Here is a 25,284-nt window from a genome sequence, read left to right on the forward strand (position 1 = left end):
ATAGCGTTTCTATCGGAAGCGGCGACAAAGGTACTGCTTTTTCCTAGTAGAGCAAGAAAAGCGGCAAACTTTTTTATTGCTCTCTTCTCTTGCTCGCGCTTCCTGTTGAAGCGGGCTGCAAAGATAAGAACGATTTATCTTTATCCAAGCAATACAGCATAATACCTTATAAATCTATCTATACAATTCTAGTTTTTGGTAGGAAGCAAGGTAGCTTGTCGCTCTACTAGCCAACGATTTGGCTCTCTTTAAATCAGTTGAGCCAGCTATCCAAGCTACACAGAGCTAGCTTATGCAACATTAGAGCACTGAGTAAGAGATGCTTACTATAGCATTTGAACTGCTACTTGTTTTCACTACCTGGGCTATATCCTTATTAGCTGTTCCCTGGCTTTTTTGGTAGGAAGCCACCCGTCGGGTGACTTCCTACATTTTGCAGCTTTAATCTAATTCAGATGTAATGTACTTACTCGATCAGGGCCAACGCTAACGATACTTATTGGCACCTCTACGTGCTGCTCCAAGAACTGGACATACTCTTTCAGTTGCTGAGGCAGGGAGTTTATATCAGTTATCGATTGCAGATCAGTACGCCAGCCGGGTAAGCTCACATATACTGGCGTCAGGTTTTGCAGGTCGCCGTAATCCGGCAGATGATCAATCTGTTCGCCGTTGGGTAGACGGTAGTGGGTGCAAACCTGAATGTCATCGAACTCGTCCAGCACATCGGCTTTCATGAGGTGAATTTCCGTTACGCCATTCAGCATGATGCTGTACCGCAGGGCCGGCAGGTCAATCCAGCCGCAGCGACGGGGGCGGCCCGTGGTAGCGCCAAACTCACGCCCGGCAGCTCGGATTCGCTCTCCTACCTCATCGTGCAACTCTGTAGGAAACGGGCCGCTGCCGACGCGCGTACAGTAGGCTTTGCTGATTCCGTATACCTTATTAATATGGCGAGGAGCAATTCCCAAGCCAGTGCAGGCGCCCGCTACAATGGTGCTGGAGGAAGTAACGAAAGGATACGTGCCAAAATCAACATCCAGCATAGAGCCTTGGGCTCCTTCCGCTAATACCTGCTTGCCTTCTTTGAGCAGCTTATTTAACAGATATTCCGTGTCTGCTAGCTGCAGAGTGCGGAGAAACTCTACAGCAGAAAAGAATTCAGCCTCGAATTCTTCGATTTCGAGGCCGCGGCCATGGAATTCAGCCAGAGTAGTGTGGCGGGCAACTGCTTCTTGATAACGCTCCTGAAAATCAGGCAACAGAATATCACCAACCCGCAGGCCCGTACGACCGATCTTATCCTGATACGTAGGGCCGATGCCTTTAAGTGTAGAGCCTATCTTGCTTCCCCCCCGGGCCTCTTCACTGATGCGGTCCAAGGCGCGATGAGATGGTAGAATAAGCTGAGCCTTACGGGAAATATACAGGTTCTGACCCCAGTTTACGCCCCGATCAGTGAGTTTCTGCAGTTCCTGCCGAAATACCACAGGATCTAGCACTACCCCATTGCCTACCACATTAATAATGTGGGGATGGAAAATACCGGAAGGCACCTGGTGCAACACGTGCTTGGCCCCATCGAAGGTGAGGGTGTGGCCCGCATTGGGGCCACCCTGGAAGCGGGCTACTACATCGTAGGTAGGGGCCAGCACATCGACGATTTTGCCTTTGCCTTCATCCCCCCACTGCAATCCTACTAGTACGTCAACGGGCATTAGTTCGCGGCTTTCAACTGTTGAGCGGCCGATTGTTCATCGTCCGCAATGGAAAAAATGGCATTCAGCTTCGTAAGAGCCAGCATCTTGCGGGGGTGGTCGGCGGGGTTGATCAACATCATTTCACCTCCCCGGCTCCGGAACTTGGTCAGCAGCGACACGAGCACGCCAATACCGGTGCTGTTGATGTAGCGGATGCTCGACAAATCGACGGTGCAGTGGCGAAGCTCGTCGCCTAAATGCTGGTCGACGCTTTGCAGCAGTTGCTGGGTGTCGGGGCTACCGATCAAGTCGCCGGACAGGCGCACGAAAAGGATGCCGTCTTGGACGGTGGTATCAGTTTTCATTCAGCTAAAGAGCGGGCGGCAGCTTTGGCGCGGCAGTCACCGCACACGCCGTAAAGGTTTAAAGAGTGGTGCAAGATATGGAAGTTGAGCAACTCCCCTACCATCGTTTGGATACCATGAATGCGCGGATCACAGAATTCTACTACTTTATGGCACTCCGTGCAAATAACGTGGTCGTGCTGGCGGTAACCATAGCTTTTCTCGTACTGCGCCAGATTGCGCCCGAACTGGTGTTTGCTCACCAAGCCGTGTTCGACCAATAAATCGAGGGTGTTATACACGGTGGCCCGGCTGACCTGCAGGCCCTGCTCTTTCATGCCCGCGTAGAGTTCTTCTACGTCGAAGTGGCCTGTGCGCGAGTAGATTTCTTCCAGAATAGCGTACCGTTCAGAAGTCTTACGCAAGCCTTTGTTTTCGAGGTAAGCCGTGAAAATCTTTTTCACCTCCTCGTACTTCTCTTTATCTAAATGCTTCTCAGTAACAGACATTTCAGAATCCTTTTATAAGGAGAAAACCAACTACCTTCCAGTAGTTTGTGCCAAGCACATACACATGCAGAAAGGAAGCCCCATTCTGGGCAACATCACCACTCGTCCTTCGCGCTTTGTACTCTTTTGTACTTACCCTTTTTCGCAAAACTTTTTAAGACCACATCAGGAGTCGAACCGCTCTACTAGCAGCATGCCGTTCACTTTAGAGAGGCGTTGAATGAGCTTGGTCAAATGGTCGGTGTCGTTCACGAATACCATGATCTGTCCTTCAAACATTCCGTCGTTGGAATCGATGGTAATGGAGCGCATATTTACTTTGAGGCTGTTGCTGATGATGCGAGTAACGTCGTTGACGAGCCCTACTCTATCGGAACCTTTGATGCGGATACCGGCTAGGAAAGCCAGCTCCAGCTGCTCCGTCCATTTGGCCCGCACAATGCGGTTACCGAAGTTTGACATCATCTGCACTGCTTTCGGGCAGGAGGTGCGGTGGATAACAATACCCTGTTCCGTTTCAAAACCAAACACATCATCGCCGGGAATGGGGTTGCAGCAGGGCGCAATGGTGTAGTCGAACTTATCGGTCCGCTCCCCGATAACGAGCATATTGGCGCTAACGCCGCGCACTTTTTGCACCTCATGGTCGAAGGCTCTGGGCTCTAACATGGAGGGTAAGCGCGGCGCTTCCACGGTAGAATCGAACAGGTTTTTCTGAATTTCCCGGCCATCAATCTGCCCAATAGCCACCCGGTAGAAAAATTCCTGCGGATTGCTGGTGTTGAAGTGAGCCAGCAGGCGGTTCACGTTGTCCTGAGAATACTCAACCCCGAGCAGCTCCAGCCGTTTTTCCACAAGAAAGCGGCCATCTTCGGCTTTGCTGCGCTTTTCGTCACGCAGCCAGTCTTTGATGCGGGTACGCGCCTTGGAGGTAGTTACGTACTGCAGCCACTCCTCGGTAGGCTTTTGCTTCTGCGAGGTCAGAATTTCTACCTGGTCGCCGTTGCGCAGTTGGTAGCTGAGGGGCTGCAGCTTCTGGTTAACCTTGGCCCCGAGGCACTGCAACCCGATATGCGAGTGAATTTCAAAGGCGAAATCCAGGGCGGTAGCTTTATCGGGCAGGATAACCAGCTTGCCTTTGGGCGTGAAGGCGTAAACCTCCTTAACGAAGAGGTTCTGGCGGAACTCGTCCATAAACTCCAGGGCGCTGGAATTGTTAGTTTCGAGCATTTCGCGCACTTTATTAATCCACGACTCTAAGGTAGACTCAGATTGGGGCGTGCCAGAATCCTTGTACTTCCAGTGGGCCGCGTAGCCTTTCTCGGCAATATCATCCATGCGGCGGCTGCGAATCTGCACTTCTACCCACTGGCCGGTGCGCGACATTACGGTGGTGTGCAGTGACTCGTAGCCGTTGGCTTTGGGCGTGCTGACCCAGTCGCGCAGGCGGTCGGGGTTCGGCTGGTAGAAGTCCGTGACAATGGAGTATACCTGCCAGCAGGCGGCTTTTTCCTGCTCCGGGGGAACGTCCAGGATTACGCGGATAGCGAACAGGTCATACACCTCATCAAAGGTGATGTTCTGTTTGCGCATCTTTCGCAGGATGGAATAAATGCTCTTTGGCCGTCCCTTCACTTCATAATCGAAGCCCTGAGCTTTCAACTCTTCATCAATGGGCTGTACAAACTCCTTGATAAAGCGGTTGCGCGCCGCGCGGCTCTGCCGCACCCGGTTCACCAGTTCCGTATAAATTTCGGTATCGGTGTACTTCAGGTACAGATCCTCCAGCTCCGTTTTAATGGTGTAGAGGCCCAGCCGGTGGGCCAGCGGCGCATAGAGGTAAATGGTTTCCGAAGCAATTTTTAACTGCTTATGGCGCGGCATCGAGTCCAGCGTCCGCATATTGTGCAGGCGGTCGGCAAGCTTAATTAGAATCACGCGCACGTCGTCGGAGAGGGTGAGCAGCATCTTGCGAAAGTTTTCCGCCTGCTCCGAGGTGCCGTACTCAAATACGCCGGAAATCTTGGTGAGCCCATCCACAATGCGCGCCACCTTGGCGCCGAACTCGCGCTCCACGTCGGCCACTTCCCAAGGCGTATCCTCCACTACGTCGTGGAGCAGCGCGGCAATGATGCTGGTGGTGCCCAGCCCGATTTCCTCCACCACAATCTGAGCCACAGCCAGTGGGTGTAGAATATACGGCTCGCCGGATTTGCGCCGCATTTCCTTGTGGGCTTCCAGCGAGGTGTTGAACGCTTTCTTGATTAGCTTGGCGTCACCCTCTTTTAAGTAAGGCTTGGCGGTGCGCAAAAGGCGGCGGTAGTGGCGCAGAATTTCCTGACGCTCTACTTCGGGGTCGATGACAGTAGGCATGGTACGCGAGCGGCACCGAGGGCGCCGAAAGTATAGAACTGCTAAGGTACGGCTTGCCGGACAAGCTCAGGCGACAAATCCCAGGTTTCCCTTACTCTGCCGCCACTACTACCGCAACACCGCCAGCAATAAGTTGGTGCAGAATAAGGAACTGGCTTTTTATGCCCCACACTTTTCGACGGATAACCTGCTCCAAGGGCTCAGCTGCTACCCTGCCTTGGTAAGCAGAAACCTACCGGCTTCTGTTAATTTTACAGACTCGTCTTGTTTTTATAATTGGCTTTTGTAGTTTTGCGCCCCCGAGGCAGTCGGCCTTGAGACGCGGATGTGGCGAAATTGGTAGACGTGCCAGACTTAGGATCTGGTGCCGCAAGGCGTGTGGGTTCGAGTCCCTCCATCCGCACTTATTTTCTGGTTTTCAACCGAAAACCGCTTCTAAACCCTCAACCCACCCGTTGGGGGTTTCTTTTTATCCGGGTTTTGGCCCGGTGCTGACCCCAACCACTCGTAGTACCCTTAACCGACGACCCGTTTTGGACATTACCCTCGACAAAAAAGACGACCAGCTGAATGCCATCCTGACAGTAAATCTCACGGAGGCTGACTACGCTCCCGCCGTGGAGAGCAAGCTGAAAGAATACAGCAAAAAGGCGCAGATCAAAGGGTTCCGCCCGGGCAAAGTGCCGGTAACGCTGGTGCGCAAGATGTACGGCAAAGGCATTCTGGTAGACGAAATCAACGCCTTGCTGGGCAAGTCGGTAGACGGCTATATTAAGGAGAACAACCTCAAAATCCTGGGCGAGCCCCTACCAATTCCTACAGACGTCGACTTCGACAACCAGAAAGACTACTCCTTCCAGTTTGAGCTGGGTCTGCTGCCCGACTTCGAATTACCCGCTGATCAGTCGGTTAGCATTGATCGTCACAAGGTTGACCTCGATGAAAACACGTTGAAGGAAACCTACGAGCAGTTAGAGCGCCAATTCGGCGAAACCTCGGAGCCCGAAACTGCTGAAGCCGGCGACTACATTTCCGGTAAGCTGAAGAAGGTAGGCGAAGAAGGCGAAGGCCGTGTGGTGCTGCTGCCGACCAACAAGCTGAAAAACGATGCCGATAAGTTCGTAGGGGTTAAGGTAGATGACGAAATCACCTTTGACCTCAAGAACGCATTTGACGGCGACGTAGCGGCCATCCGTAGCTTCTCGGGCCTGAGCAAAGAGGAAGCCGAAGCGGTAGAAGGCGACTATACTTTGACGGTGGGCAAAGTGCAGCGCTCGGTACCGGCTGAGTTCAACCAAGACCTGTTCGACAAAGTATTCGGCAAGGACATTGTAACCTCGAAGGAAGACTTCGACGAGAAGGTTCGCTCGACGGTGCAGGAGAACTACGACCGGGAAGCCGACAACTTGGTAAACCGCCAGATCATCGATAAGATGCTGGAAAACACTACCATTGAGATTCCCAAAGAGTTCTTCAAGAAGTGGCTGCTGCGGGCCAACGAGGGCAAGCTGACACCAGAGCAGATTGAGGAGCACTACGAGGACTACGAGAAGGAGCTGAAATGGTCCCTGATCCGCAACAAAGTAGTAGAAGCGCAGGAACTGAAAGTATCGAACGAGGAAATCGTGGACCGCACGATGCAGAAGATTCTGGGCCAGTTCAACATGGAAATGACCCCGGAACTGGAAGAATCGGTGCGCGGCTTTGCTGACAACTTCCTGCGTCAGGAGAACGGCAAAAACTACGTGAGCGAGTATGAGGCCATTCTGGCAGAGAAAGTGCTGGAAAACCTGCGCGGCAAAGTTGTTGTTAATGACAACCCGATTACGGCCGAGGACTTCCGCAATCAAAATGCTGGCTAAGCGCTAACATTTTCGGTTCTAGAACCAACAAAAAAGCCCTTACTTGTCGTATGGGCTTTTTTGTTGCCCTTGCGGTTTCATTGTGCCACCTTACTTCTCCTAATTTTCTGACATGCTGAATAAAGAAGAGTTCCGCAAGTTTGCCGTAAAAGGCCAGGGCCTCAGCGGCCTGGGCGTTGATCAATACATTCAACACGTAGAGGGCCAGACCCGCAACGGGCTGATACTGCCCACGGGCATGACCCGCTCGGTAATTGAGGAGCGCCCTACCCGCTTCGCGGAGATTGACGTATTCTCGCGCCTGATCATGGACCGCATTGTGTTCCTGGGTACAGCCGTGGATGATTACATTGCCAATATCCTGACGGCGCAGATGCTGTTCCTGGAGTCGGTAGATGCTAAGAAAGATATTCTGCTCTACATCAACTCCCCCGGTGGCTCGGTGTATGCCGGCCTGGGTATCTATGACACGATGCAGTATGTAAACCCCGACGTAGCTACCATCTGCACGGGTCTGGCGGCTTCCATGGGTGCCGTACTGCTGGCTGGTGGTGCTAAAGACAAGCGCTCGGCCCTACCCCACGCCCGCGTGATGATTCACCAGCCGTCGGGTGGCGCGCAAGGCCAATCGTCGGACATCGAAATTACGGCTCGCGAGATTCTGAAACTCAAGAAAGAGCTGTACGACATTCTGGCCCAGCACACCGGCAAGAGCTACCAGGAAATTCATGACAACTCGGACCGTGACTACTGGATGCGGGCCGATGAGGCCAAAGAATACGGCCTGATTGACGAGGTTCTGGAAAAAAAGAAGGACTAATCCATTACGGTCGTCCCTCTTAGTAGTGGTTAGCGCTTGAGCTATCAGGCGCTGACTATCACCCAGATTCGATGTTCCATTGGGAATGCTACTTGTAAAAAGCCCGCTTCGGCGGGCTTTTTCTTTTTAGTAGGGGCCAAGCCCAACGGCACTTTTTTAAGAGTGCGCGGCGTTGGCCTTTTCGTACCTTTGAGGTAGGTTAGCGAAAGTTACCTATCCTCCCCTATCCTGAGAGTTCCCCTGACAATGGCAGATATCACGTGCTCCTTCTGCGGCAAGAGCAAAAAAGACGTTTCGGTGATGATTTCGGGCATCAACGCCCACATCTGCGAACGGTGTGTGGGACAGGCCCAACAAATCCTGAACGAGGAGAATAAGATTCGGGCTAACTCCAAGGCCCCGAAGTTCAACCTCGTGAAGCCGCGCGAGATGAAGGAGTATCTTGATCAGTACGTGGTAGGCCAGGACGAGGCAAAAAAGGTAATGTCGGTGGCGGTGTATAATCACTACAAGCGCCTGATGCAGAAACCAGCCAAGGACGACGTGGTGATTGAGAAATCAAACATCATCATGGTCGGCGAAACCGGTACCGGTAAGACGTTCCTGACCCGGATGCTGGCCAACATTCTGCAAGTACCCTTCTGCATTGCCGACGCCACCGTGCTCACGGAAGCGGGCTACGTAGGCGAAGACGTGGAAAGCATCCTGACCCGCTTGCTGCAAGCCGCCGACTACAACGTGGAGGCGGCCGAGCGCGGCATCGTCTACATCGACGAGATTGACAAGATTGCCCGCAAGAGTGACAACCCCAGCATTACCCGCGACGTGAGTGGCGAGGGCGTGCAGCAGGCCATGCTAAAGTTGCTGGAAGGAACGACGGTAAACGTACCCCCGCACGGCGGCCGCAAGCACCCCGAGCAGAAGATGATTACGGTGAACACCGAGAACATTCTGTTCATCTGCGGTGGCGCCTTCGTGGGTATTGAGCGCATTATCAAGAACCGCCTCAACACCAAGCCGATTGGTTTTGCCAAGACGCAGCTGGAAGAGAAAATTGACACCCAGAACTTCCTGCGCTACGTGACGGCCCAGGACCTGAAGCAATTCGGTTTGATTCCCGAGCTGATCGGCCGCCTACCCGTGCTGACGCACCTGAACCCCCTGGACCACGCTACCCTCCGCAAAATCCTGACGGAGCCGAAGAACTCCATCGTGAAGCAGTACCAGCGTCTCTTCGACATGGAAGGCATTCAGCTAAGTTTCTCCGACGATGCGCTAGAGTACATTGTGGTGAAAGCCGACGAGTACCGCCTGGGGGCCCGCGGCCTGCGCAGCATCTGCGAAGCCATTATGACGGACGCCATGTTCGATATGCCGTCGGAAGAAGGCGTGAAAGAACTGGTAATTGACGAAGAATACGCCCGGAGCAAGTTTGAGCAGACCGCGCTAAAGCAGTTGCGCGCAGCTTAGCTGGAACTAGCTCGTTAGTAATAATAAAGGGACCAGAATGTTATTCTGGTCCCTTTATTATTTAAAACTTGAGATAATGACCGACAAAGCCTACCCATATTTTAGTGATAGTAACGTAGTACGCATCCGCATACTTAAAGAGTACTTCTTCCCTACTTTCGTCTTGACAGTAGATGAATTAATAAGAAGCCCCATTTATCAAACTACTCATACAATCCTACTTGATTTTACTGAGTGCTACTCTGTGCACGGAATTGGAATGAGCTTGGAGACACAGTTATTTTATGAACAAGCCAAAGCACAGGGAAAATCTGTGTATTGGGTTGGTCAACTAGCTATGTATAATATTGTAGCGAGCCTAAATGAAGGTAGTAATACAGGCAGCGAAACTCTGCCTTATAAGGAGTTTTAGTAATACTATTATCCAGCTATAGCTATAGCTACATCCGCGCACGAATTGTTACAGCCTAAATACTACCTTTCCCAAAGCCTACCCCTTCAAATATCCCACCATCAGCTTAGCGGCTTTTTCGGCGGCGCGTTGTTGGCCTAGCTTCTCGCGGATTTCGGCGTAGCCAGTTTTCTGTTTGGCAATGAAATCTTGGTCGTCAGTGATTTTCTTAAGCTCCGTGACGAGGTTGCGGGCATTGAAGTCGCCTTGGATAAGCTCTTTTACTACCTCCCGGCCGGCAATAAGGTTAACCAGGGAAATGTGCGGCACTTTGATAACGGCCTTGCCAATAGCGTAAGACACGGCGCTGGTGCGGTAGCACACTACCTGGGGCACATCGAAGAGGGCGGTTTCGAGGGTGGCGGTGCCGCTGGTAACCAGGGCGGCAGTGGCGTGAGCCAGCAGGTCGTACGTCTGGTCGAAAAGGATGCGGACATTGTTGCGCTCAAAGTGGGCGTAGTAGTTCCGGTCGAGGTTGTCGACGCCGGCCACGATGAATTGGTAATTGAGGAAGGGCGGCAGGATGGCCACCATTTCGTAGAGCATTTCCTCGATTTCCTGCTTGCGCGAGCCGGGTAGCACGGCAATGATAGGGCGCAACGGGTCCAGGTTATTCCGCTCGTAGAAGTCGGCGGACTTGGGGTGCTCGGCCACAGCATCGGCGGTAGGGTTGCCGATGTAGTCTACTTTGTAATCGAAGCGCTGGTAGAATTCCTGCTCGAAGGGTAAGATGACGAACATCTTGTCAACCAGCTCTTTTACCTGATGCACGCGGCCCTGGTTCCAGGCCCAGATTTTAGGTGAGATGTAATAAAACACCTTGATGCCGTTGGCCTTGGCAAACTTGGCAATGCGCAGATTGAAGCCGGCATAATCTACGAGAATAAGCACGTCGGGCTTGTACGCCAGCAGGTCGCGCTGACATTCTTTCAGGTAGCCCCGGAACTTCAGGATGCTGGTGGCCGCTTCCCAAAAGCCCATAATGGCCATTTCCTGGTAGTGGTGCACCAGCTCGCCACCGGCAGCCTGCATCATGTCGCCGCCCCAGCACCGGAACTCCGCTTGGGCGTCCTGCTGGCGCAACTCGCGCATAAGGTTAGCCGCGTGAAAGTCGCCGGAACGCTCGCCAGCTATCAGGTAATATTTCATTTGATGAATTAATAATTAGCAATTAAGAATCAAGAAGTAACAGCAATCAGAATTTGCTTGCCAGGCTTTGCAGTTGAAATAAGCCTGGCAAGCCATTCTTCAGTGCAACCTCTTACGTCTTAATTATTCCTCTCCGAAGTATTCCACGAAGTTGCGTGGGGTTTCGTAGAGCTTAATGCTGTGCAGGCGGGCAGCAGAAATCTGCTCGATTTCAGGCTGCAGAATTTTCCAGAAGGCTATAACCAGGTTTTCGGTACTGGCCAGCTGGCCCTGCATAAACGGCACATCGAGGTTCAGGTTCTTATGGTCAACCTGATCGACTACGTGCGTACGGATAACAGTGCTGAGCTGCTTGAGGTCAATGACAAAGCCAGTTTCAGGGTCGGGTTTGCCTTTAACAGTCACGACGAGGTCGTAGTTGTGCCCGTGCCAGTTGGCATTGGCGCAGGGGCCGAAGACTTCGCGGTTGCGCTCCTCACTCCACTGCGGATTATAGAGCTTGTGGGCCGCGTTGAAATGCTCCTGTCGGCTGATGTATACCATGTGCGGATTGCTTGTTGAAGTTGATTGTTAGGCAAGGCCTTGCCGATGGAAGCAGCAAGGCCCAAAAGGCCCCTCATTACTTGGTTTGTTTAGCCACCATCCACAATGAGCCGGCAACAATCAAGGCTGTTTTCGCAGCAAATATACAAAGAACGGTACGCCGAACAGGGCCGTGACCAGCCCCACGGGCAGGCCCGCGGGGGGATACAGCAGGCGGGCCAGCAGGTCGCAGAGCAACAGGAAATTACCACCAAGCAGGGCGCAAAACAGCAGATTGCCGCGCCCTACCGCGCCCAGCAGCCAACGGGTGATATGCGGAATTACAAGCCCAACAAACCCAATGGGTCCGGCCAGAGCAACTACGCAGCCCGTAAGTCCGGAAGCAATCAGCAGTAGTAGCCAGCGGGTACGGGCCACGGGCAAGCCCAGGGCCGTGGCGCGCTCTTCGCCCAGCAGCAGCAGGGTGAGGCTGTTATGCAGCAGGGCCAGCAGCACCAGCCCTACCCCCAGCGCCGCCGCCGGATACGGCAGCACGGCCCAGCTGGCCTTGTCGAAGCCGCCCAGCGCCCAGAAGGTGATGGTGCGCAGCTTTTCTTCGGTAGCAGCCAGAAAGGTAAGCAGCCCCCCCAGGGAGGTTGTAAGCGAGCCTACTGCTACCCCCGCCAGCAGGAGCTGCGCCGGAATAATACGCCCGCGGCGGCTGCCAATAATGACAACGACCAGCGTAGTACCTAAGGCTCCGGCCAGCGCCGCCAGGGGTGGTAGGTAGACCCCCATTAGGGTTAGGGTAGGAAAAAACGTAAACACGAGGGTGGCCCCCAGGGCTCCGCCCGAGGCTGTGCCCAGCAAATACGGGTCGGCCAGGGAGTTGTTGACCATGGCCTGCATGAGGTAGCCGCTCACAGCCAGCCCGGCCCCGGCCAGCAGCGCCAACAGCAGCCGCGGCAGGCGCAGCTCAATCAGCACCAGTTGGGCGGCATCGTGGGGGTTGTAGTGCAACAGCGCCCGGCCGATGAGCTGGTAGCTGGTTTCGTAGCTGCCTACGCGTAGCCCTATGGCCAGCAACACCACCGTGAGCAGCAGACAAGCCAGAATCCAGGGCAGAGCGGGGCGCGACATACCAGAGCCGACAGGAGCTTACAAACCAGAGACAACCTGCTGCAGCTCCCGCACCCCCTGCACCACCCGCGGGCTGGGCCGCGACATCAGGTCATCGGTGACACGGTAGATGCGGCGGGTCTGGTAGGCGCGGATGCGCTTCAGTTCGGGGTACAGGCGAAAAAAGGTGCTGTCCATTTTCCCGAAAGTGCCGCCGATAATAATATCGGGGTTCAGCTTGAGGATGTATTCACGGGTCAGGGCGGGGTAGGGCTGAGCGAACTTCTCTTGCACCGCATTCTGGCCGCCAGCTAAGGCAATTTTATCCGTGAACAGCGTATTTTGCCCGTACACATAAATGGGGTCTGACCAGGTAATGGCCAGCACCCGGGGCCGGGAGGCGCCAGCAGCCGGGCCGGCTGAAACCTGCCGCAGCTCGGTCCGCAGAGAGTCGGTGAGGCGGCGGGCCTGGGGCTGCCGGCCCAGTAGGCGGCCCAGGTCTTGCAGGCCCCGGAAGATATCCTCTACCCGGGTGTAGCGCTGGTAGTACACTGGAATGCCTAGCTCCTGCAGGCGCTGAGCATCGGTTAGGGAAGTGATGCCTTCGGTAGTAAATACCACCTCCGGTTTGAGGGCCACGAGCCGTTCCAGGTCCAGGGGGTAGCTATTGATAACGGGCTTGCGCAAGGCCGCCGCCGGGTAGTCGCACACTTGGGTACGGGCCACGATGGTAGCTGTATCGGCCACGGCGTAAAGCATTTCCGTCATGGAAGCCGCCAGGGACATGATGCGCCGCGGGCGGGCGGGTAGCGTCAGTTCGCGCCCCAGGTCGTCGCGCACGCGCTGGGGAGCAACGGCTTCAGGTGGAGTGGGCTTATCGGGCTGGCAGGCAGCCGTTAGCAGCAGCAGGGGCAGAAACTTCCGGCCGACGGCGGCGAAACGAAGGAATCGGGGCATAAGACAAAGGTAGCGGAAGCGGCATCGGGTTTCGCTTTGCCTGCGTACTAGGCCAGCCGCTACCCCTACTCAACGCCGCGCAGCCGGGTAGTCAGGGTCGCACCGGCGGCTAATTCAACCGCCGGTTTGAGCCCCTGAGCGCCGTGCTTCCGTTGCATATCACTACTTTTAGCGCAAATTTCTGCCTTATGATCGTCGTTACTGGAGCCGCCGGCTTTATTGCCAGCTGTCTTGTCACCCGCCTCAATGCCGCCAACTTCAACGATATCGTGGTGGTGGACAACTTCACCTCGGAGCGCAAGCTGGCCAACCTCACGGGCAAGCACCTGCGCGAATACGTAGACCGGGAGGAGTTCTTTGAGTGGCTGGAGGCCCACCACGAGCAGGTGGAGTTTATTTTTCACCTCGGCGCCCGCACCGACACCACGGAGCAGAACCGCGACGTGCTCAACGTGCTCAACCTAGAGTACTCCCAGCGCATGTGGCAAGCCTGCTGCCGCTACCAGCTGCCGTTGGTGTATGCTTCCTCAGCGGCCACCTATGGCTCGGGCACGCTAGGTTACTCCGACGACGACGCCCTCCTACCCCTGCTGCGCCCCCTGAACCCCTACGGCGAGTCGAAGAATGACTTCGATAACTGGGCCGTACAGCAACCGGAAAAGCCGTTTTTCTGGGCAGGTCTGAAGTTTTTCAACGTGTACGGCCCCAACGAGTACCACAAGGGCCGCATGGCCTCCGTAATTCTGCACGCTTTCCGCCAGATTCAGGAAACGGGCTCCATGACTCTGTTTCGCTCGCACAACCCTGACTACGCCGACGGCGAGCAGCAGCGCGACTTTGTGTACGTGAAGGACGTAGTGGAGGTGTGCTTCTTTCTGCTGCAGAACCGCCGCAACTCGGGCATTTATAACCTAGGCACTGGCGAGGCTCGCACCTTCCTGGACCTGACCCTGAGCACCTTCGCGGCTTTGGACCGCACCGCTGATATTCATTTCCGCGATACGCCCGAGGATATCCGCGACACGTACCAGTACTTCACGGAGGCTGATATGAGCAAGCTCCGCAGCATCGGCTACGACCGGCCGTTCACGAAGCTGGAAGACGGCATTACGGACTATGTGCGGAATTATCTGGTGCCGGGCCGCTACCTCTAAGCTACTTTATTACTGAAGTTGAGTTACGCGCAGGGCTCCGGAGCGAGAAGGCTGGCTAGCCGAAAGGCAGCCGTTGTTTTCTGCTCCGGAACCCGGGCTGTGCAGGCCCCTACAGTGGAGGCCCGCGCCTGGTATCCCTTCAGATTAGGCGCCAGCAGATAGGCATATAGCAAAAATTAATTTTTATATCATTTTTTCCAGAGTAATTTACCGACCCTAGTTCATCTCATTGCTCGCAGGCTGGTGCAACGAAAAAGCATAACCATTGTGGGAGGTGGATTCTCCGGCTCCATGCTGGCGCTCCAACTAGCCCTACTGTCAAATCAGGAGCCGTTTGCTTGTGATGTCCACCTAATTGAGTCGCGGCCGGTACCGGGGCCAGGCCTGGCATATACGGCCCGCCGGCCCGAGTACCTGCTTAACGTACGCACGGAAGCCCTAAGCGCTTTCCCGGCCCAGCCCGACCACTTCGCCAACTGGCTGCGCGTTACCCAGTCGGAGCCGTGCCAGCACGGGTTTTGCTCGCGGCAAAGCTACGGCCGCTACCTGCAGCAACTGATAGGGCAAGTGCTGGAGTGGCCCTCCACCAACGGTATCCGGTGCCAGTGGCATAATCAGACGGCTACGGGCGTACACGTGGCGCCCGACGGCAAAACGGCCACTGTACGGCTTACTTCCGGCGCCGAAATTCGCAGTGACTACGTGGTATTGGCCTTGGGTAACTTTCCTCCCGCCCCGCCCGCTCACGCCGATTTGCGCTACCTCACCCGCCGCAACTACCATGGCAACCCCTGGGCGCGGGGTGCCTTGCGCGAAATCGGCCTTGGGGACTCGGTGCTGCTGATCGGGACCGGACTGACGGCAATTGATGTGCTGCTGGGGTTGCGGGCCGACGGGCACCACGGCCCGATTACGGTAGTGTCGGGGCATGGGCGCTGGCCAGCGGCGCATTTGCCCGCCGAAGAAGCCTACCCCAGCTTTTACGCTACCCGGCTGGCCCACCTGACCCGGGTAGCAGATGTACTGCGGGCCGTTCGGCAGCAGATACAGGAAGCCGCCCAGCAAGGCATCGGCTGGCGCCCGGTCATTGATTCGCTACGGCCGGACTTGGGGCGCATCTGGGGGGCGTGGTCACTGGCGGAGCAGGGCCGCTTTCTGCGCCACTTAGCCGGTATCTGGTCGGTGGTGCGTCATCGGAGCCCCCCGCAGAATGCAGCGGCGGTGCAGCAGATGCTGGACTCGGGGCTGGTGCGGCTGGAAAAAGGCCGCATTCGGGCCATTGAGCCAGTAGCCGACCAGCTGGTGGTGTCCGTGCAAACGGGTTCCGGGCAGCCTCCACGCCAGCTTACGGCCCGCCACGTGGTTACCTGCACGGGCCCCCTGCTGGATTACAGTCGTATTTCGACGCCGCTGGTAGTGGGGTTGCGCGAGGCCGGGCATCTGGTGCCGGACGCCTTACGGCTGGGCATTCAAACGGATGCCGACGGCGCGCTGCTCAACGCGCAGGGCGAGGTTTCATCCGTGCTGTTTACCATTGGGGCCAGCCGCCGCCCCGCGGGCTTTGAGTCGACGGCCGTACCAGAGCTGCGCAACCAGGCCACAGAGTTGGCCCGGGAGCTAGGCCAGCGGCTACGCATGCAACAGTAATAGAATCTACTCCACCTGCACGGCTACCGTACGGCTCTGCGGCCCGGCCTGTAGCTGAATGTAGTAGATGCCGCTGGCTAGGCTACCCCGCTCCCAGCCAATGGTGTGCCGGCCCGCAGGCAATATCCCCTCCTGCAGGCGCGCTACCTCCTGGCCTTTGCTGTCCAGTACGCGCACCAGCACTGCGGTAGTAACCGGCAGCTCTACCTGCACCCGGGCCGCCTCACTGAACGGGTTGGGCAACACCGATAGCAGCCCCAGCTGAACCGGGCGGCGCAGCGTGTACCGCTCAATGAGCTGCTGGCTACGCGTGATAAACTCAAATTGCAGACTATCCGGGGTAGCCAACACGCGCATAGCTCCGTAGTCGCCGCTGAAGCGGGTTTGGCTGCCGGGCACGGCCACCGGGGTAGCGTAGCGGCTGTGGCCCCCGAGTCCATTCACAAGGTAGGTCAGCCCGTCTATTTCCAGCCGCTCGTACTGGTGGTCGTGGCCAGCCAGCACCACGGAAGCGCCCCACTCCCGGAAAGGCCACTGCAGGGCAATGGTGCTGCCGTGGGGACCCGAGGAGTATGGGGCATGGTGCAGATACACCACCTTCCAGGGTTCCCTGGCCTCGGCCAGCCTCCCTTTCAGCCACTGTGCCTGCGCGGAAGTGCTGGTATTGCCATCGGGCTCTGAGTTGTCGCTGTTGAGGGCGAAGAAATGCACGTTGCCCTGTACAAAATCGTAGTACCGCTCGTTGCCCGGCAGGGTAAAATACTCCAGGTAGGGTTTGCCAGCACCTGTGTATAAGTCGTGGTTGCCCAAGCAGGGGTAGAACCGCTGCGTAGGCGAGCCGGCGCCGTAGCGCCCCTGGTAGTTGAGAATATATTGATGGTAGAACTGCCCGATGTTGGTATCGATGGTGGCGGCCGAGCCCCGTTCGTAGTTGTTGTCGCCCATGGTGAGGATAAACTCCGGGTTCCAGCCGGCTATCAACTGGGCCACGTCTCGCTCACCTACGCTGGCTGACCCATAGTCGCCTACCACGGCAAAGCGCTGCCCCCAGGCTGGACCGCTCCCTATACCCACCAACGCAACTACCGCTACTACACGGCGCATCAGGCTAAACCAACCAGAGTGCATCATCTTGTTTTATTCCGACTAAAGATACCACTTAAACGAGAAAATCAGCAGAGCACCTACCAGGAGTGCAACTTTTGCCTTTCCTTTGCGCTCCGTTTTTTTAAGTTCTGCCTGCTCGCCTATTGCTACGGCCCCCTTACGGGTGCCGCTGGTATCCGTTATCCTTTCCACTTCTGTTATATGAAGCAACTATTACTGTGTCTGCTCCTGGGGAGCAGTTCCTTGCCCGCAGTGGGCCAAGCCATAGCGGTGCCGTTCACGTCGTCGAATCTGCCTATTGTGCTGATTGACACCCAAAACCAGCCCATTCTGGACGATCCTAAAGTCACGGCTCGCCTACGCATCATCGACCACGGACCGGGTCGGCGCAACCTCCTCACTGATACCCCAAATCAGTACAAAGGGTTCATCGGGATTGAACTGCGGGGTGCTTCCTCGCAGATCATGCCCAAGAAAAGCTACGGGTTTGAAACCCGAACGGCTGACGGGGGCGAGCTGGACACTACCCTGCTAGGGATGCCCGCCGAGCACGACTGGGTACTAACGGCCAACTACGCCGATAAAACCCTGCTGCGCAATTCCCTAGCCTATGAGCTGGCCCGCCAGCAGGGGCAGTACGCCAGCCGCAGCCACTACTGCGAGGTAGTGCTCAACGGCGAGTACATGGGCGTGTATGTGCTGGGGGAAAAGGTGAAGCGGGGCAGCCGCCGCGTGAACATCAGCAAGATGAAAAGCACCGACGTCAGCGGCGACGCTGTTACGGGGGGCTACCTCTTCAAGAGCGACCGGCCCGTGGTGAAGCCGGCCAGCGGCTTCACTTCCCGGCACCACAATCCTAGCTTTCCTGACGACGACGGGCAGTTTTTTGAGGTGGAGTACCCTAAGGCCAAAGACCTCTCGCCGGCCCAGCTTGGTTACATCTCGGCGTACGTGGATAGCTTTGAAGTAGCCCTGGACGGCCCCGACTTCGCTAATCCAGACCGGGGCTACCGTCGCTACCTAGACGTACCTTCCTTTATTGACTATTACCTGCTAACGGAGCTGAGTCGCAACGTGGATGGCTTCGCCTCCAGCACCTATTTCTACAAAGACAAGGACAGCAAGGGCGGCAAACTCACGGCGGGCCCCGCCTGGGATTTTGACCTAGCCTGGCACAACGCCGACTACGCCGACGCCTACCTGGCCGAAGGCTGGCAACACGAGTACTCCAACGGCCGCTGGAACACAGGGCCCTTCTGGCGCCGGCGGCTGCTGGACGACACCACGTTTACCAACCAGCTGTATAAGCGCTGGCAGAGCCTGCGCGCTACCGCCTTTCGGGAAGAAAGCCTATACCGCTACATCGACTCGACGGCTGCGGTGCTGGAGGAAGGGCAGCGCCGCAACTTCCAGGCTTGGCCTATTATGGGACAGCACGTATGGCCCAACCCGCTGCCGGTGGCCGCTACCTACGCCGACGAAATCAGCGCCCTTAAGCACTGGATTCAGGAGCGGCTGGCCTGGATGGATGCCAACCTGCCCGGCAACGTAGCCAGCACCATCACGGCCGCCTCCCTTGCCCGCCCGTTTGCCAGCTTCACTAGCTTCCCGGTGCCGTTTGATACGCAACTGCGGGTGCGCTACGAACTGCGGCAGACCGGCCCAGTACACCTAGAACTGCTTTCCCCCGTGGGCACCCTGGTACACCGCCAACAGCTACCCGCACAGGCCGCCGGCATTCACGAGGCAGAAGTAGCCAACCTGGCGGCCGTACCTGCGGGCGTGTACTTTCTGCGCCTGACTTCGAATGGGGGCTGCCAAACTCTTCGGGTACAGAAAACAACTCATTAACTGCGGGGAATTTATTCTGCGGAGAAACACAAACGGCCGCTCCTTTAGTAGGAGCGGCCGTTTGCTTGCAGCAGCTGCCGGAAGAAGCCTACGCTGCCAAATCGGGGTAGAGCGGGCGTACAGGAGTATCGGTAGCTTCTTCGGGGAGGGGTAGTACGGGAACAGCCGGGTACGAGGCCTTCGTGTCGGCAGCATGGCGCCGCAGGGCGCGCATCAGTAAGTATTTGTACTTTTCAGCGTCGGCCAGGGCTTGTTCCACGGCGCGCATGGCATCATTATAAGCCACTACGGGCACCGACTCAGCCGTTTCACCAGTAGGGTAAGTGAGTTCAAAAACCGGACAATCCAGGTATTCAGCAGGAGTTTTCATCGGGCAGCAAGTCTATACTATCAATGTCGGATATGTAACAGGAAGCCCCCCGTATTCATTCCGCAGAAGCAGGATATTTTCGTGATTACCAGTAAACAAATCTACCTGATGATCAGGCTTTTATCTGCAGTACCAGCTTGCCAAACTGCAGCCCTTCGTCCATCCGGCGCAGGGCCTGCTCCCCATCTGCCAGGGCGAATATCTCGTCGATTACGGGGCTGATCTGATGCTGCTCGAAGAAGCGTACCATGGCGTTGAAATCCTGAGCCGTGCCCATGGTAGAGCCCAGTACGGAGAGCTGCTTCCAGAATATTTTGCGGGCTGCTACCTGCGGAATATTCCCATGGGTGGCCCCGTACAATACCAAGCGTCCGCCGGGGGCCGCCGCGTCCAGCAGGTTGCTGAAGCCGGGGCCACCGGCACTATCTACCAGCACATCGAAGCCGCCGCCCGCCTGCTGGATAAGAGTAGCCGGCCAATTTTCGGCGTGGTAGCTGATGCCGCCTTTGGCACCCAGGGCTACGGCCTGGGCAATTTTTTCCTCCGAGCCTGAGGTTACCCACACATCGGCCCCACTAACCACGGCCAGTTGTAAGGCCAGCAGGGCTACTCCCCCCCCTACCCCACTAATCAGCACCCGCTCCCCGGGCTGCAAGCCGGCGCGCGTAAACACGGCCCGGTAAGCCGTAACGCCCCCCAGCGGCAAGGCAGCCGCCTGCTCAAAGCTCAGATGCGCAGGTTTGGCACTCACCTGCTGAGCGGCCACGCACACATACTCGGCAAATGTGCCGTCCTGAGGCAAGCCCAGAATCTGGAAGTCGGCACCTTGGGCGGCGGGGTTGTTGCCCCAGTGCTGGCCAGGATTAATTACTACCTCTTGGCCTAGCAGACTGGCGTCCACGCCTTCGCCCAGCGCCGAAATACTACCGGCACCGTCGGAGCCCAGGATAATCGGGAATTTCAAGCCGGCGTACTGGCCTTTCTGAATCCAGACGTCGCGGTGGTTCAGGGCAGCGGCGTGCAGCTGCACCTGGACCTGGCCGGGACCGGGTTGCGGGGTTGGCACTTCTTGTAGCGTAGCGGGCTGACCGATTCCTGTGAGCACAAGGGCTTGCATAGAGCGGGGTATAGGGTGGAGAAATGGGTGGGTGGCGAACCCGGAGGTTCACATTTACAGAAAGCGGGCTTGCAACTCGGGCGTGGGTAGCCAGCAGGACTCCTGGCGGCCAAACCAGCGGTAGCGGTTGCGGGCCACGAGGCGGTACACGGCGTCGCGCAGAAACCGGGGAAACACCTCGCCTAACGTCCCGACCAGACCCCAGGCACCACTGAGCTGTTTTAGTATACCCAGGGCCGCCGCCGAATGGGTGTAGGCCTGCCCTCCTGCTACCAACACAACCGACTCTGGCTCTGCCTGCAACGGCAGGCCATGAGCCCGCAGCAGTTCCTGACCGGCTACTGACTGCAAGGAGGCAAACCGGAAGCGCCCGGCGGCATCGTGCTCGATGACAAACTGCACGAACCCGTTGCACAGGTTGCAGACTCCATCGAAGAGAATGGTGGCGGAAGGCGCAGGCGACATACAGGTAGGAGTTGAGCGGGGGTAGAGTAGGTACCGCTACCGGCCCTGGTTTGTTACGGCAGCGGCAGCAGGTCGCGGTACCAGAAGCCCGCAGCTTGACCACCGGCGACCGGAGCCGGGTACGAGCGGCGCACCAGTTCGCCTGGCCGGAAAGAAATGGGGTGGCTGAAATACGGAGCATCGAAAACGAAGCTGTGGTACTCGCCATTTTCCCCGCAGGAGTCTACCCCCGGCGGTAAGTCGCGCAGAAACTCCTCGTCGAGGAGGCGGCCGCAGAAGCTGGCATCCAGGTACTGCTCATTGACACACACAACTACGGCCCGAAAGCCCAGGGCGAAAAACTCGCGCAGCAACTCGGCGTTCGGGCGTTGCCACAAAGGAAACAGAGCCTCCATTCCTACCTGGGCCACTTGCTGTTCCCGGTACCGGCGCAAATCTTCCAAATAAATATCTCCGAATACGGAATATCGAATTCCCCGGGCTTGCAAGGGCACCAGGGTAGTGCGTAGCTGCTGCTCATACTGGGCCATGTCAGGGTTTTCGGGCAGGGCTAGCTGGGTCAGGGGCAAGCCTATACGCTCGGTCTGGGCCTGCAGCAGGGCCACGCGCACGCCATGCATGGATACCCGCCCGTAGTGGGCATTGATGCTGGTAAGCAAGTCGGTAACGTGCAGGGCAGGATTGCGCAGGGCGTGGTAGAGAGCCAGCGCCGAATCCTTGCCTCCGCTCCAGTTCATGAGGGTGGGAAAGGCCATACGTCAAAGGTAGAACCAAGACTGGCCGCCGCAAGAGTTAGCGTAACCGCAGGAGGGCCCGGTACGTTTGCCTTTAAACTCTTGTTCTCGTATCCATGACCTCTTTCGCTGCCCGCTGGCCCGCCCTTGCCGTACTCGTAGTAGTTCTCAGCCTGAGTGCCTGCGGAGAAAGAGCGCGCCCCGCTGAAGCCCGCCATAGTGGCAGCCCCTCTTCTGACACCACCGGCACGGCCACCGGCGTACAGCAACAGAGTGTGCAGCACGCCGTGTCGGCCGGGGCAGCCGCGGGTCCCGGACCGGGTAACTAGTTGCCTCCTCCCAACCTTTATCTTTTTCGACCATGAAACGTCTTCTTCTGCTTCTGACCAGTGGCTTACTGGTTTCTTTGACCGCCTGCGACTACAACAATACCCCGGGCAAAGACCCGCAAGTTTCCCAGGACTTCTCTACCTATCGGAAAGCCAGTGCTACAGAAACCAACCGTGACAGCGTGAGCGGAGGCGACGAGGCCTATACGCCCATTGGCACCGGCTCTGCTCAGGATCAGAAAACGTCGACGGATGCGGCCCTGGAAGGCCAGCCCAACAATGCCAACTCACCCGTGGGAGATATGCCGGCTACCAACAACGAGGTAAAAAGTACCACCCGCGAGCAATAGGCACCGCCAGCTTCTGCGCCCCCTACATACAAAAGAGCCCCCGAAGTATTCCGGGGGCTCTTTCTTTTCTACATGCGGGTAGCAGCCACTACAGCACCCACCGGCGCGGGGTTGGCTGCCCGGCGTGGGAGCCTTTGGCCAGGGCTACCCCGGCCCCTATAGTCAACAGATCTTCTAGTCCACCCACTAGGCCGCTAGGCAGCCCTGAGCCCGCCGTTGCCTTTTTGCGCAGGAAAAAGCTGATGTAAGTGGCACCAAGGGCAGCCAGGGCCCCTACCAGTGCACCGGTCAACTGTTTATCATGGTTGATTTTGTAGAGGGTAGCTCCTACCAGCGCGCCGGCCGCAGCCCGCCCGGCCAGCGCAGTTGGAGCAATACGGTCGGGCATTTGGGGCAGCTTGTCGGCGGTCATTTCGCCGGCGGCCAGCACTTTTAAGCCGTGGGCTACCCAGGGCTTCTGCAGCCAGCGCAGCGGGGAGCCGGCCAAGGCATGCGGATGATACGTCAACAGGTTGCTACTCAACAGGGCGGGGGCCGTCATGCTCCGGAAACCGGCAATGGCGCCGAGCCCCACTGTTTGCCACAAGTGTTTGCTCATAAACAGGGAAGTGCAGGTAAATGGTCAGCAGCTGCACTGCTGCCTTTAACGCACCCGGGCGGCTCAAGGTCAGAAAATCTTTCGGGAAGGGCAGGCCGGCGCCAAAGCGGGCTGGCCGACGGGTACCACCAGCACGACCGGTACCACTGGCAGTACCGGCAGTACCGGCACGACGGGTACTACTTCCGGTGGCAGCACTGGCGGCGGCACTACCTAAGCCAGCTTTTCCTACTCTGTCATGCAGCAAAAAGGGCAACTCATGGAGTTGCCCTTTTTGGTTGAGGTAGCGGAGTACTACTTCTGATTTGCCGCCCAGGCATCCATCTTGCGCTCGAGCACGGCCAGGGGCATTACGCCATCTTTGAGCAGTTCGTCGTGGAAGTCGCTGAGGCGGAAGTGGGAGCGGTTTTGGCCCGCGTACTTTTCCCGCAGCTTGTTGGAGTGCGCGCCCAGCTGCTGCTCGTACTTCTGGCGTAGCTCCCGGATTTTCAGGGCCCCAATCTTATAGCTCAGAGCTTGACCTGGGATGGCCATGTAGCGCTCAATTTCGGCAGTGGCCCCCTCTTCGCTGATGGCTTCATTGGCTAGCATGTACTGAATGGCCTGCTCCCGGGTCATATTTTTCGTGTGCATGCCCACGTCTACCACCAGGCGCACGGCGCGGTGCATTTCATCGCCGAGGGCCCCCATGTACTGGTAGGGGTCCTGGTAGAGACCCAGCTCTTTGCCCAGGCTTTCCGTGTATAGAGCCCAACCTTCACCCATGGCGCCGTACCAAGCAAAGCGCCGAAATTTGGGCAGATCCGTGTTTTCCTGCTGCAGCGAAGTCTGGTAGTGGTGGCCCGGAATGGCCTCGTGCAAAAACAGCGACTCCATGCCGGAAGTGACGTTGAACTTGGTAGCGTCCACAATCGGGATGTAGAAGATGCCCGGCCGGGAGCCGTCGGGGCTACCTGGGTTGTACTCGGCCGAAGCGGAGGCTGCCCGGAAGGCTTCCGTCTGGCGAATTTCAAACGGAGTTTTGGGAGTGCGGCCGAACATGGTTTTCAGGTTGGGCTGCATCTTCGCCTGAATAGCCCGGAAAGCTCCTAACACGTCCTCCGGGGTTTTGTAGGGCATGAGCTTGGGGTCGGTTTTGAGGGAGGCAAAGAAGGCTTTTAAATCTCCTGTGAACCCAACCTGAGCTTTTACTTTCTCCATCTCACCCCGAATGCGGGCTACCTCCCGCTGGCCCGTCTGGTAGATTTCCTCCGGCGTTTTGTCGGTGGTCGTCCACGTTTTCACCCAGTACTTATAGAGTGCTGGGCCGCCCGGAATAGCCGCAATGCCTGTGCTGGGCCGCGACTTGGGCAGGTATTCCTTTTCCAGGAAGTCGCCCAGCTTTTTGTAAGTCGGCACCAGCTCCTGCTGAATGGCCTCCCGGTAGGCGGCCGTAATGCGCTGCTTGTCGGCCGCCGATATATCCTGGGGTAGCTTGCTGATAGGGCCGTAAAACAGACTCTTGGTGGGGTCTGAGGTTTCCATGGCCCGCAGCTGCGGAATCATTTTCACGACCAGCGCGTGGGGTAGCACCACCCCGGCCTTCATGCCTTGGCGAAAGTTACTGATAGCCGTATCGGCCCACACGGAGAAGCCGCGCACCCGGCCCAGCCAGTTGTCGTAGTCCTTGGCTGTTTTAAAGGGCTGTACGCCTTCCCCTGACCCGAACTGCCCCAGCGTGATGGGCAGGCCCCAAAACTGCTGGAATGGCATCATCCAGGTGTTGTGCTGGAGGCCCTCCAGCTTGTTTTCCAGGTCGTACTGGAAGATGTCGTAGCTGATTCGGTCGTTGGCCGACAACTCCTCGCGGTTAAACTGGTGCAGGCCGTCGAGGTATTTCTGGTAGAAAGCTTGCAGCTTGCCCCTAAACTCTTTGGTGCCGTCGTTGGGTAGCTGGTCGTTGTAGCGGTTGTCGCCCTGGGCAGTAGCTTCCAGTGGGAACAGCTTGGCGTTTTCCTCCCAATAGGCATTAAATAACGTCGGCAAGTCTTTTACTTCCGACAAGCTCGTTTCGGTAGAGGCCGCTTCGTTCGTTGGTTTTTGCTGATTACAGCCAGCCAGCAGTGCCCCGGCTAGCAGGCCGGTTAGGGCAAGTTTTTTCATTACCTGAAGGGAAATAGTGAGGAAGCGGGAAGGTAAGTAGCCCGGGCCAAATGCCCACTATCCTTCCTGCTTCGCTTACTACCCTACCCCTCTAGGAAACAGCCTGGCTCCCCCTACAGTAGTGCGGAGAAGCCAGGCTGCTTT

General features: G+C 57.0%; 24 protein-coding genes and 1 tRNA gene. 10 read left to right on the forward strand and 15 right to left on the reverse strand.

From position 1 onward, the window contains the following. Nucleotides 1–446 precede the first annotated feature (446 nt). The 4 genes from K3G63_RS20740 to K3G63_RS20755 all read right to left on the reverse strand — a co-directional run bounded on the left by K3G63_RS20740 (nt 447) and on the right by K3G63_RS20755 (nt 4,926). The gene (locus K3G63_RS20740) at nt 447–1,718 is read right to left on the reverse strand and encodes an adenylosuccinate synthase (RefSeq protein ID WP_220616061.1); all 1,272 of its coding nucleotides are present in this window, start codon (nt 1,716–1,718) and stop codon (nt 447–449) included. Further along, nucleotides 1,718–2,065: an STAS domain-containing protein gene (locus tag K3G63_RS20745; protein ID WP_220616062.1), complete on the reverse strand. Its 348-nt coding sequence runs from the start codon at nt 2,063–2,065 to the stop codon at nt 1,718–1,720. Before K3G63_RS20745 ends, K3G63_RS20740 begins: the two co-directional genes overlap by 1 nt. Then, on the reverse strand, nt 2,062–2,553 hold the full coding sequence (locus K3G63_RS20750; RefSeq protein WP_188559270.1) for a Fur family transcriptional regulator: 492 nt from the start codon (nt 2,551–2,553) through the stop codon (nt 2,062–2,064). The genes K3G63_RS20745 and K3G63_RS20750 overlap by 4 nt, the downstream gene beginning before the upstream one ends. Before the next feature lie 165 nt (nt 2,554–2,718). Further along, nucleotides 2,719–4,926 carry a bifunctional (p)ppGpp synthetase/guanosine-3',5'-bis(diphosphate) 3'-pyrophosphohydrolase gene (locus tag K3G63_RS20755; RefSeq protein WP_220616063.1) on the reverse strand — a complete coding sequence of 736 codons (2,208 nt, stop codon included), beginning with the start codon at nt 4,924–4,926 and terminating at the stop codon, nt 2,719–2,721. A gap of 321 nt (nt 4,927–5,247) precedes the next feature. On the opposite strand from K3G63_RS20755, the gene K3G63_RS20760 reads away from it, so the two are divergent. From K3G63_RS20760 to K3G63_RS20780, 5 genes are all read left to right on the forward strand, one after another. Continuing rightward, a tRNA-Leu gene (locus K3G63_RS20760) sits at nt 5,248–5,329 on the forward strand. A gap of 130 nt (nt 5,330–5,459) precedes the next feature. Continuing rightward, a complete protein-coding gene (gene tig, locus K3G63_RS20765) occupies nt 5,460–6,788 on the forward strand; it encodes a trigger factor (protein ID WP_220616064.1) in 1,329 nt (442 codons plus the stop codon). Nucleotides 6,789–6,900: 112 nt separating this feature from the next. Continuing rightward, a complete protein-coding gene (locus tag K3G63_RS20770; RefSeq protein ID WP_259404616.1) occupies nt 6,901–7,608 on the forward strand; it encodes a ClpP family protease in 708 nt (235 codons plus the stop codon). Between the two features lie 246 nt (nt 7,609–7,854). Next, nucleotides 7,855–9,078 (forward strand): ATP-dependent Clp protease ATP-binding subunit ClpX, encoded by a 1,224-nt coding sequence (gene clpX / locus K3G63_RS20775; protein ID WP_220616065.1) that lies wholly within the window; start codon nt 7,855–7,857, stop codon nt 9,076–9,078. 76 nt (nt 9,079–9,154) lie between these two features. Beyond that, nucleotides 9,155–9,490 (forward strand): hypothetical protein, encoded by a 336-nt coding sequence (locus K3G63_RS20780; protein WP_220616066.1) that lies wholly within the window; start codon nt 9,155–9,157, stop codon nt 9,488–9,490. A 78-nt stretch (nt 9,491–9,568) separates the two neighbouring features. On the opposite strand, the gene lpxB is transcribed toward K3G63_RS20780, so the two are convergent. The 4 genes from lpxB to K3G63_RS20800 all read right to left on the reverse strand — a co-directional run bounded on the left by lpxB (nt 9,569) and on the right by K3G63_RS20800 (nt 13,276). Beyond that, the gene (gene lpxB, locus K3G63_RS20785) at nt 9,569–10,678 is read right to left on the reverse strand and encodes a lipid-A-disaccharide synthase (RefSeq protein ID WP_220616067.1); all 1,110 of its coding nucleotides are present in this window, start codon (nt 10,676–10,678) and stop codon (nt 9,569–9,571) included. A 123-nt stretch (nt 10,679–10,801) separates the two neighbouring features. Further along, entirely contained in the window at nt 10,802–11,221 is a 420-nt protein-coding gene (locus tag K3G63_RS20790; RefSeq protein WP_220616068.1) for a 6-carboxytetrahydropterin synthase, read from the reverse strand. Between the two features lie 120 nt (nt 11,222–11,341). Continuing rightward, nucleotides 11,342–12,340, reverse strand: coding sequence for an iron ABC transporter permease (locus K3G63_RS20795; protein ID WP_220616069.1), 999 nt, complete (start codon nt 12,338–12,340; stop codon nt 11,342–11,344). Between the two features lie 18 nt (nt 12,341–12,358). Continuing rightward, on the reverse strand, nt 12,359–13,276 hold the full coding sequence (locus K3G63_RS20800) for an ABC transporter substrate-binding protein (RefSeq protein ID WP_220616070.1): 918 nt from the start codon (nt 13,274–13,276) through the stop codon (nt 12,359–12,361). Nucleotides 13,277–13,464: 188 nt separating this feature from the next. Between K3G63_RS20800 and rfaD the strand changes: the two genes are divergently transcribed. Together rfaD and K3G63_RS20810 are read left to right on the forward strand one after the other, a co-directional pair. Further along, nucleotides 13,465–14,430: an ADP-glyceromanno-heptose 6-epimerase gene (gene rfaD, locus K3G63_RS20805; RefSeq protein WP_220616071.1), complete on the forward strand. Its 966-nt coding sequence runs from the start codon at nt 13,465–13,467 to the stop codon at nt 14,428–14,430. A 243-nt stretch (nt 14,431–14,673) separates the two neighbouring features. After that, entirely contained in the window at nt 14,674–16,077 is a 1,404-nt protein-coding gene (locus tag K3G63_RS20810; RefSeq protein ID WP_220616072.1) for an FAD/NAD(P)-binding protein, read from the forward strand. 6 nt (nt 16,078–16,083) lie between these two features. On the opposite strand, the gene K3G63_RS20815 is transcribed toward K3G63_RS20810, so the two are convergent. Continuing rightward, nucleotides 16,084–17,208 carry a metallophosphoesterase gene (locus K3G63_RS20815; RefSeq protein ID WP_220616073.1) on the reverse strand — a complete coding sequence of 375 codons (1,125 nt, stop codon included), beginning with the start codon at nt 17,206–17,208 and terminating at the stop codon, nt 16,084–16,086. A 177-nt stretch (nt 17,209–17,385) separates the two neighbouring features. On the opposite strand from K3G63_RS20815, the gene K3G63_RS20820 reads away from it, so the two are divergent. Further along, nucleotides 17,386–19,035: a CotH kinase family protein gene (locus tag K3G63_RS20820; RefSeq protein ID WP_220616074.1), complete on the forward strand. Its 1,650-nt coding sequence runs from the start codon at nt 17,386–17,388 to the stop codon at nt 19,033–19,035. Between the two features lie 88 nt (nt 19,036–19,123). Here the strand turns inward: K3G63_RS20820 and K3G63_RS20825 are convergent, their stop codons facing one another. From K3G63_RS20825 to K3G63_RS20840, 4 genes are all read right to left on the reverse strand, one after another. Continuing rightward, nucleotides 19,124–19,405, reverse strand: coding sequence for a ribosome-inactivating family protein (locus tag K3G63_RS20825; protein ID WP_220616075.1), 282 nt, complete (start codon nt 19,403–19,405; stop codon nt 19,124–19,126). 112 nt (nt 19,406–19,517) lie between these two features. After that, nucleotides 19,518–20,522 carry a zinc-binding dehydrogenase gene (locus K3G63_RS20830; protein ID WP_220616076.1) on the reverse strand — a complete coding sequence of 335 codons (1,005 nt, stop codon included), beginning with the start codon at nt 20,520–20,522 and terminating at the stop codon, nt 19,518–19,520. Between the two features lie 54 nt (nt 20,523–20,576). Beyond that, nucleotides 20,577–20,987: a thiol-disulfide oxidoreductase DCC family protein gene (locus K3G63_RS20835; protein WP_220616077.1), complete on the reverse strand. Its 411-nt coding sequence runs from the start codon at nt 20,985–20,987 to the stop codon at nt 20,577–20,579. A gap of 53 nt (nt 20,988–21,040) precedes the next feature. Next, on the reverse strand, nt 21,041–21,742 hold the full coding sequence (locus K3G63_RS20840; RefSeq protein ID WP_259404617.1) for a diphthine--ammonia ligase: 702 nt from the start codon (nt 21,740–21,742) through the stop codon (nt 21,041–21,043). A gap of 95 nt (nt 21,743–21,837) precedes the next feature. Here K3G63_RS20840 and K3G63_RS20845 point away from each other — a divergent pair, with 95 nt between their 5' ends. Together K3G63_RS20845 and K3G63_RS20850 are read left to right on the forward strand one after the other, a co-directional pair. Next, nucleotides 21,838–22,050, forward strand: a complete 213-nt coding sequence (locus K3G63_RS20845) for a hypothetical protein (RefSeq protein WP_220616078.1) — start codon at nt 21,838–21,840, stop codon at nt 22,048–22,050. Nucleotides 22,051–22,082: 32 nt separating this feature from the next. After that, nucleotides 22,083–22,400: a hypothetical protein gene (locus K3G63_RS20850; RefSeq protein ID WP_220616079.1), complete on the forward strand. Its 318-nt coding sequence runs from the start codon at nt 22,083–22,085 to the stop codon at nt 22,398–22,400. A gap of 88 nt (nt 22,401–22,488) precedes the next feature. Here the strand turns inward: K3G63_RS20850 and K3G63_RS20855 are convergent, their stop codons facing one another. Both K3G63_RS20855 and K3G63_RS20860 read right to left on the reverse strand, forming a co-directional pair. Next, the gene (locus tag K3G63_RS20855) at nt 22,489–22,998 is read right to left on the reverse strand and encodes a DUF4126 family protein (protein ID WP_220616080.1); all 510 of its coding nucleotides are present in this window, start codon (nt 22,996–22,998) and stop codon (nt 22,489–22,491) included. 294 nt (nt 22,999–23,292) lie between these two features. Further along, on the reverse strand, nt 23,293–25,140 hold the full coding sequence (locus K3G63_RS20860) for a DUF885 family protein (RefSeq protein WP_220616081.1): 1,848 nt from the start codon (nt 25,138–25,140) through the stop codon (nt 23,293–23,295). Nucleotides 25,141–25,284: the final 144 nt, after the last annotated feature.

The sequence above is a fragment of the Hymenobacter sp. HSC-4F20 genome, assembly GCF_019599275.1.
Lineage (GTDB): Bacteria > Bacteroidota > Bacteroidia > Cytophagales > Hymenobacteraceae > Hymenobacter.

Coding starts and splice junctions, on each gene's coding strand:
- K3G63_RS20845 (WP_220616078.1), top strand. CDS start 21,838: ATGACCTCTTTCGCTGCCCGCTGGCCCGCCCTTGCCGTACTCGTAGTA.
- K3G63_RS20835 (WP_220616077.1), bottom strand. CDS start 20,987: ATGTCGCCTGCGCCTTCCGCCACCATTCTCTTCGATGGAGTCTGCAAC.
- lpxB (WP_220616067.1), bottom strand. CDS start 10,678: ATGAAATATTACCTGATAGCTGGCGAGCGTTCCGGCGACTTTCACGCG.
- K3G63_RS20795 (WP_220616069.1), bottom strand. CDS start 12,340: ATGTCGCGCCCCGCTCTGCCCTGGATTCTGGCTTGTCTGCTGCTCACG.
- K3G63_RS20770 (WP_259404616.1), top strand. CDS start 6,901: ATGCTGAATAAAGAAGAGTTCCGCAAGTTTGCCGTAAAAGGCCAGGGC.
- K3G63_RS20740 (WP_220616061.1), bottom strand. CDS start 1,718: ATGCCCGTTGACGTACTAGTAGGATTGCAGTGGGGGGATGAAGGCAAA.
- rfaD (WP_220616071.1), top strand. CDS start 13,465: ATGATCGTCGTTACTGGAGCCGCCGGCTTTATTGCCAGCTGTCTTGTC.
- K3G63_RS20825 (WP_220616075.1), bottom strand. CDS start 19,405: ATGAAAACTCCTGCTGAATACCTGGATTGTCCGGTTTTTGAACTCACT.
- K3G63_RS20800 (WP_220616070.1), bottom strand. CDS start 13,276: ATGCCCCGATTCCTTCGTTTCGCCGCCGTCGGCCGGAAGTTTCTGCCC.
- K3G63_RS20850 (WP_220616079.1), top strand. CDS start 22,083: ATGAAACGTCTTCTTCTGCTTCTGACCAGTGGCTTACTGGTTTCTTTG.
- K3G63_RS20750 (WP_188559270.1), bottom strand. CDS start 2,553: ATGTCTGTTACTGAGAAGCATTTAGATAAAGAGAAGTACGAGGAGGTG.
- K3G63_RS20830 (WP_220616076.1), bottom strand. CDS start 20,522: ATGCAAGCCCTTGTGCTCACAGGAATCGGTCAGCCCGCTACGCTACAA.
- K3G63_RS20780 (WP_220616066.1), top strand. CDS start 9,155: ATGACCGACAAAGCCTACCCATATTTTAGTGATAGTAACGTAGTACGC.
- K3G63_RS20815 (WP_220616073.1), bottom strand. CDS start 17,208: ATGATGCACTCTGGTTGGTTTAGCCTGATGCGCCGTGTAGTAGCGGTA.
- K3G63_RS20820 (WP_220616074.1), top strand. CDS start 17,386: ATGAAGCAACTATTACTGTGTCTGCTCCTGGGGAGCAGTTCCTTGCCC.
- K3G63_RS20855 (WP_220616080.1), bottom strand. CDS start 22,998: ATGAGCAAACACTTGTGGCAAACAGTGGGGCTCGGCGCCATTGCCGGT.
- K3G63_RS20860 (WP_220616081.1), bottom strand. CDS start 25,140: ATGAAAAAACTTGCCCTAACCGGCCTGCTAGCCGGGGCACTGCTGGCT.
- K3G63_RS20840 (WP_259404617.1), bottom strand. CDS start 21,742: ATGGCCTTTCCCACCCTCATGAACTGGAGCGGAGGCAAGGATTCGGCG.
- clpX (WP_220616065.1), top strand. CDS start 7,855: ATGGCAGATATCACGTGCTCCTTCTGCGGCAAGAGCAAAAAAGACGTT.
- K3G63_RS20755 (WP_220616063.1), bottom strand. CDS start 4,926: ATGCCTACTGTCATCGACCCCGAAGTAGAGCGTCAGGAAATTCTGCGC.
- K3G63_RS20790 (WP_220616068.1), bottom strand. CDS start 11,221: ATGGTATACATCAGCCGACAGGAGCATTTCAACGCGGCCCACAAGCTC.
- K3G63_RS20745 (WP_220616062.1), bottom strand. CDS start 2,065: ATGAAAACTGATACCACCGTCCAAGACGGCATCCTTTTCGTGCGCCTG.